Source organism: Allobosea sp. P4_C6, assembly GCF_056402015.1.
In genome coordinates this window covers 1-3,320 of record NZ_JBFUIF010000147.1, presented here as the reverse complement: position 1 = coordinate 3,320, position 3,320 = coordinate 1, and the positions used below count along the sequence as shown (strand labels likewise).

Sequence of the window (3,320 nt, the reverse complement as noted above, 5' to 3'; positions counted from 1 at the left end):
GAGTATCTTGCCGTTCTGGCGGATCGCGAAATGCGCGGCAAGATCCGGCGCGGCGAGATCGATGGCATACCCGCGGATCACCCAAGCGCCCTTCGGCAAGCGCTCGAATTGATCGGCATCCGCCCGGACCCCCCCTCCCTCCGATAGCGTCGGCATCATCAGGATGCGGCGCGCCTCTTCCAATTGGGCCTCAGCGCRGCGCGTCTCGCGCCCGGTGACGAAGGCGATCGCCAAGAAGGCGCCGGTGAAGGCGACAGCAGCCGCCTGCAGCGGCGCCGGGCGCGCGGTATCGATAGCACGCTTCAGCCGGCGATAGAGGGCGACGTCGACCGGGCCAAGCAGCAGAGCGACGCCGATCGAGCAGACCAGCCAAGAGACCCAGACGAGGGGCGCCGGCGCGTTAGCGCCGAAAAGCGCGCCAAGGATCGTGATCACCGRCACGTGGCAAAGATAGAGCGCGTAGCTCGCGTCGCCCAGCCGCACGCCGGCTCGGGCGAACGGGCCCCGGCTTCCGAGCGCCGGCGCACAGATCAGCCCGGCGACGAGGAGGCTGGCAGAGAACCCGACGAACAGCCGGAAATGCGCCTCCTGCCAGAAGATGCTTGCGACCGCGAGTGGCAGGGCGAGGCAGGCGAGCAGCGGATGCAGCCAACCGCGCTTCTGCGCCTCGGAGGCCAGGTATCCGAGCAGGAACGGGAAGGTCACAACGCTGAACGGGATCGCGCTCAGGATTGGCATGCCCTCGACGTGCTCCCRCCCGCCCAGGCTGTAGGCAAAGCAGAGAAGCCCGAGCCAGGCGATGACGATGCGCGTCCGGAGCGCGGCGAGCCCGACGAAGCCGAGCAGGCCGAGGCTGATATAATAGGACATCTCATAGAGCAGCGTCCATTCGACGCCGAGGAAATAGCCGCGCGGCCCGGCCGGCACGAGCGAGAGGGCGATCAGGTTGATACCGCGCGGCGCGCCGACCATCAGCAGGGCCAGGCTGAAGAGCCCGACCATGATCAGCATCAGTGGATAGATCCGTGCGACGCGGCTCATGACAAAGCGCGCTGGGTCGTCCCGTCGCAGGACCTCGGCGATCAGGTATCCTGAGATCGCGAAGAAGATCGCGACGCCGTATGCGCCGAAGAAGCCGCCGAAGATCGACAGAAAGCGATCGTCTCCCCGGTAGGCCCACAGGTATTCGGAGCAGTGGTAGAGGACCACGAAGAGCGCGGCGAGACCTCTCAGATAGTGCAGATAGAGGTTGCGCTGGTCGACCTTGCCTACGGCAGCCCCGGCAATCGCATCCGGACCCCTGGCCGGGCCCAGAAGATTGCCATGGTGATCAGCCAGGTCGCTCAAAATGCCGCCCTCCCGATGCGGCCACCTTCTGCGAGCGGCTCGATTCCATCATTTCCCGTTTAGTGGGAATCCAGCAAGTCTCATTTTTACTTTCGAACAGCCGACCAGGATCCTGAACCGCTGAAAGGCCGCGGAAGGGCCGGAAGTGGTGAAAACATCGGCCGCGACCGATCGGCTATGGGTCCGAGCCATAGATCAACGAGGCTGGCGCCGGCTGATCGCGCGTCGGATCGCCGCCATCCTTTTTCGCCGGCGCGCCACGTGCTGGCTAGCACCGGACCTCGTCGACCTTGTCGATCCAGCCTAGGGTGGCGGTGTAGGCGCGATAGGTCGGAAGAACGCGGAGATCGAGGACACCCTGTCGCTCATCCTCCTGCCGTATTTCGCCTGCTGCTGACGGTGTCCGAGGATAGGCCCGCTCGAAACATTCGCTGGGCAGACCTGAGGCAACGCGCACTCGACGGAGTCGAAAACCGTAGTCCCCCGGAATCGTTTCGACCTCATATTGGCGGAACCGGCGCCCGCTGGCTTAGTTCGGATCACATGAGAACGTCGAAGATTGCGCTGATCGGGGGCGCCGCCCTTGTTATGGTCGCCATCGCCTATATCGCTTCGCCCTACATCAGTGTGGCCCGGTTTGCTCGTGACCTCGACGCTCGAAACACGCCGGCTGTAGCGTCCCGGATCGATTTGCCCGCCGTCCGACAGTCGATTGCAAGGCAAGCAGCCCGCGCATTCCTGGCAAAGAATCCCGACGTCGCTCGCAAATCACCGCTCAGCGCTTCGGCTGGAGCAGTGATCGTCGGCGGCTTCATCAACGCCTACCTCGCGGAGACTTTCACTCCACAAGCTTTGGAGGCGATCTTGGCCGAAACGCGCGCCCCGCCCCAGCTGGGCGCAGAGCCTGTGACCGTTACCTCACTGAGCAAGATGCAGGATGGCTTGGCGCTCTGGCGTCAATCGGGCTTCACGGATCTGACCGCTTTCACAGTCAGGGCCCCTGAGAACCCGGATGGATCGATGTCATTTGGCTTCAATTTGCAAGGCACCGCCTGGCGTCTGACCTCGCTGAGCTTACCTCAACGCTGGTTAGACAGACTGGTTGAAGACATCGGACGGAAACTTCCTAAACCGGAATGAGGGTCAGGCTCGGAAGCGAAAGCCCCGGCGTAATCAATTGAAACTCTGGTCATGCGGCTAATCTGTTCCCATGCGAAGTGTACGTTTGAGCGTTCCAAACGCCGGGAGTGGATGATGCCGCCGCGGCCTAATCCGAAGCGACGGCGGGTGCTAGTGCCCACCCGGTTCTCCTCTCATCGCCGACTACCTGCTGGATCTCCGGCGCAAGATTGAGCAGACAAAATCCCTCGGCAATTGCCAGCGGGGCGGTTCGTGCGAACCAGAATGGGAGCCGCCGGAGACGTCAGTCCAAGGTTCCACCAGCTGAAATGACAAAGGCCCCACCAGCCGGAGCCGACGGGGTGATCTGAGCCCTTAAAACTGGACCGCTTTAGGTTAGAGTTTTCCGCGTCGTTTCCCATGGGCTGGGAGGAGCGGAAGACGATGAAGGATTCGAAGTTCTCGGACGCCCAGAAGGCGTTCATCCTGAAGCAGGGCGCGGATGGGATTCCGGTGGCGGAGATCTGCCGGCGGGCCGGGATCAGCCAGGCGACCTACTTCAACTGGAAGAAGAAGTACGACGGGCTGCTGCCGGCTGAGATGCGCCGGCTGAAGCAGCTCGAGGACGAGAATGCGAAGCTGCGCAAGCTCGTCGCCGACCTCGCGTTGGACCGCGAGATGTTGCAGGACGTCATCCGCCGAAAGCTCTGAGCTTCGCGTCAAGCGTTTTGCCATGGCGTCGCGCTCCGGATGATCGCGTTGAGGATGGTGAGGAGGCGCCGCATACAAGCGACGAGGGCGACTTTCTTCGGACGCCCCCGTGCCAGTAGCCGCTGATATTGATCGTTGAGAAC

The 3,320-nt window shown here is 63.0% G+C and carries 2 protein-coding genes and 2 pseudogenes; 2 read left to right on the top strand and 2 right to left on the bottom strand.

The genetic code is table 11. The features are described from left to right. On the bottom strand, positions 1–1,347 hold a 1,347-nt coding region (locus AC1DVA_RS27095), incomplete at its 3' end, for an acyltransferase family protein (RefSeq protein ID WP_476807945.1). A 543-nt stretch (positions 1,348–1,890) separates the two neighbouring features. On the opposite strand from AC1DVA_RS27095, the gene AC1DVA_RS27090 reads away from it, so the two are divergent. Further along, a complete protein-coding gene (locus AC1DVA_RS27090; protein ID WP_476807944.1) occupies positions 1,891–2,487 on the top strand; it encodes a DUF2939 domain-containing protein in 597 nt (198 codons plus the stop codon). A gap of 423 nt (positions 2,488–2,910) precedes the next feature. Beyond that, a pseudogene (locus AC1DVA_RS27085) lies at positions 2,911–3,171 on the top strand (transposase); the annotation flags it as partial. A 14-nt stretch (positions 3,172–3,185) separates the two neighbouring features. On the opposite strand, the pseudogene AC1DVA_RS27080 reads toward AC1DVA_RS27085, so the two are convergent. Beyond that, a pseudogene (locus AC1DVA_RS27080) lies at positions 3,186–3,320 on the bottom strand (IS110 family transposase); the annotation flags it as partial.

What these genes read in the sequence shown, in the direction of transcription:
- AC1DVA_RS27090 (WP_476807944.1), top strand. Translation starts at nt 1,891, where the DNA reads ATGAGAACGTCGAAGATTGCGCTGATCGGGGGCGCCGCCCTTGTTATG.